Raw genomic sequence first — 3,208 nt, forward strand, 5'->3', positions numbered from 1 at the left:
GAGCACGGCGAACCCGCGCACGGCGTCGGTGCCGCGACGCGGGTCGTCCCCGCCGACCGGGACGGCGCGGTCGTCCGCCTCCAGCGCCTCCGCCTCGATCACGTCGACGGTCAGGCCGGTGAACAGCGGCGCGAACGACACGGCCAGCGTCGCCTCGGCGAGTCCGTAGGCGGGGAACACGCACTCGGCGGGCATCGAGAACCGCGCCCCCGCGTCGGTGAACGTTCGCACGGCGGTGGGGTCGATCGGCTCCGCCCCGTTGAGGGCGATGCGCAGCGTGGACAGGTCGTAGGCGTCGTCATCGTCCACTCTGGCCAGTCTACGGCCGACGATGGCGTAGGCGAAGTTCGGCGCGGCGGTGGTCGTCCCGCCGTACTTGCTGATCAGTTCGGGCCACAGCAGCGGCCCGGTGAGGAACTCGGCCGGAGTGATCTTGACGAGCTCGACGCCGAAGGTCATCGGCACCGTCAGGAACCCGACCATGCCCATGTCGTGGAAGGTGGGCAGCCACGACACCATCACGTCGCGGGTGAAGTCGAACTCGGCCCGCTCGACCATCGCGGTGATGTTCGAGTACAGGTTCCCGTGCGTGATCTTGACCGCCTTCGGCTCGGCGGTGGATCCGCTGGTCAACTGGAGCAGCGCGAGTGCGTCCTCGTCGACCTCGACGGGCTCGGCGAGCGGCTCGAAGTCGACCAGGTCGGTGATCAGGCGGTACTCGATGCCGTGTTCGGCCAGGACCGGGGCGAGCTGGTCGAACGGCTCCCCGAGCAGCACGAGCCGGGAACCGATCATCCGCAGCACGGTGAGCGTGTCGTCGGCCCACTGGGCCAGGTCCGTCCGCGGGGTCGGCTGGTGCAGCATGGTGACGCTGCCGCCCGCGAGCCAGGTGCCCTGCACCGTGGGCGCGATCAGCTCGGGGGCGCCCGCCAGCACCGCCACGGCCGCGCCCGGCTCCAGCCCACCCCGGACGAGTCCCCCCGCCAGGCTGCGCGCCCGCTCGTGCACCTCGGACCACGTTCTCCGCACGGGCTCGGTGGGTTCCCCCGTGACCATCCCGCGCTGCCGACCACCCGCGTTCGCGGTGGCGACCATCGTCTCCACGAACCGACTCATGAGTAAACCTTAACCCCGGGCCGTTTCACTCCAGCGCCTCGGAGGTCTCCAGCCACCGCTGCTCCAGCTCCTCCTTCTGCGCCCGCAGGTCCTTGAGCTCGGTGTTGAGCCGCATGAGTCGGTCCGGGTCGGTGGCGGCCTCGGCGAGCGCGGCGTGCAGCTCGGACTCCTTCGCCGCGAGCGAGTCGAGCCTGCGCTCCAGCTTGCCCAGTTCCTTCGTCGCGGCCCGCCACTCGGCCGGGGTCAGCGTCCGGGCGGAGCCGGCACCCTCGTCGCCTGCCTCCCGACCCCGGTCCCCGGAACCGGACGCGCCGGTGCCGCCCGCGCGCGGGGCGTCCGTCCGGCCGACGGCGGAACGGCGGTCGAGGTACTCCTCGATCCCGCCGGGCAGATGCGTCACGTTCCCGTCACCGAACAGGGCCACGACGCTGTCGCAGACGCGCTCCACCAGGTACCGGTCGTGCGAGACCACGACGAGGGTGCCCGCCCAGCCGTCGAGCAGGTCCTCCAGCTGCTGCAGGGTGTCGATATCCAGGTCGTTGGTCGGCTCGTCCAGCAGGAGCACGTTGGGCTCGGACATGAGCAGCCGCACCAGCTGCAGTCGCCGCCGCTCGCCGCCGGAAAGGTCCCGGACCGGTGTCCACTGCCGGGCACGCCCGAAACCGAGCCGCTCGGCGAGCTGCGACGCCGAGAGCTCGTGCTTACCCAGGCTGACCCGGGAGGCGACCCGCTCCACCGCCTGCAGCACCCGCAGGTCGCCGGGCAGATCGTCGAGCTCCTGGCGCAGGTGCGCCATCCGCACCGTCTTGCCCTCGATCCTCCTGCCGGTCTCCGGTTCGGTCTCCCCGGCCAGCAGCCGCAGCACCGAGGTCTTGCCGGAGCCGTTCACGCCGACGATCCCGATCCGGTCTCCCGGGCCGATCCGCCAGGTCACGTGGTCGAGCAGGGTCCGTTCGTCGATCGAGAGCGAGGAGTCCTCCAGCTCCAGCACGGTCTTGCCGAGCCTGCGCTTGGCGAACGACGTCAGTTCCACCGTGTCCCGCGGTTCGGGCACGTCGGAGATCAGCGCCTCGGCGGCCTCCACCCGGAACTTGGGCTTGGACGTACGGGCCTTGGCGCCGCGCTGGAGCCACGCGAGCTCCTTGCGGGCGAGGTTGCGCCGCTTCTCCTCGGCGGCGGCGGCCTTCCGGGCGCGCTCGGCCCGGGCGTAGACCCAGTCGGCGTAGCCGCCCTCGTACTGCTCGACACGCCCGTCGGTGACCTCCCAGGTGCGGGAACAGACGGTGTCGAGGAACCAGCGGTCGTGGGTGACCACGATCAGCGAGACCCGGCGCGCGAGCAGGTGGTCGGCCAGCCACCGCACCCCCTCGACGTCCAGGTGGTTGGTGGGTTCGTCGAGCACGACGACGTCGAGTTCGGCCACCAGCGCCGCGGCGAGCGCCACCCGCCTGCGCTCACCGCCGGAGAGCGTGTCGGTGGGGGTGTCGAGGCCGATCGCGGCGATGCCGAGGCCGTCGACGATCGACCGGATGCGCGGCTCCGAGGCCCACTCGTGCTCGGCGGCGTAGTCGGACAGCACGGCCTGCCGGACGGTGCCGCCCTCGGGCAGGTCGGTGCGCTGGGTGACCACCCGCATCCGCAGGCCGCGCGACCAGCTCACCCGGCCCGAGTCGGGTTCGCTGATGCCGGAGAGCACCTCCAGCAGCGTCGTCTTGCCGCCGCCGTTGAGGCCGACGACGCCGATGCGTTCCCCCGCGCCCACACCGAGCGAGACGCCGTCCAGCAGCGTCCGCTCGCCGTGCGACTTGCCGACCGCTTCCAGGTTGACCAGGTTGGCCATCCGCCTCGTGTGTTCCCTTCCCGGGCCTTCGCGCCCGGCGCTTCGTGTGGTTCTCGTTCGTGGTGCCGACGGGGTCAGTCGTCGTCGGTGTGCACCCGGGCTCCCGGTACCGGACCGTGGGCGACCCGCACCGTGCGGCACACCCCCGCGCCCGCCAGTTCGGCCGCCACCGCGAGGGCGTCCTCCCGACCGTCGCACAGGAACGCGCACGTCGGCCCCGAACCGGAGACCACCCCGGCCAGCGCGCCCGCG

General features: G+C 72.2%; 2 protein-coding genes and 1 pseudogene. All 3 read right to left on the reverse strand.

Features of this window, described 5'->3' with window-relative positions:
• Nucleotides 1-1,116, reverse strand: a 1,116-nt coding sequence (locus tag SACHA_RS20100) for an AMP-binding protein (RefSeq protein ID WP_039737852.1), incomplete at its 3' end; no start/stop codon positions are given.
• Between the two features lie 25 nt (nt 1,117-1,141).
• Entirely contained in the window at nt 1,142-2,956 is a 1,815-nt protein-coding gene (locus SACHA_RS0103670) for an ABC-F family ATP-binding cassette domain-containing protein (protein ID WP_019807293.1), read from the reverse strand.
• A 74-nt stretch (nt 2,957-3,030) separates the two neighbouring features.
• Nucleotides 3,031-3,208 (reverse strand): annotated as a pseudogene (locus tag SACHA_RS24285) (4-(cytidine 5'-diphospho)-2-C-methyl-D-erythritol kinase); the annotation flags it as partial.

Source organism: Saccharomonospora halophila 8 (genome assembly GCF_000383775.1).
GTDB lineage: Bacteria > Actinomycetota > Actinomycetes > Mycobacteriales > Pseudonocardiaceae > Saccharomonospora > Saccharomonospora halophila.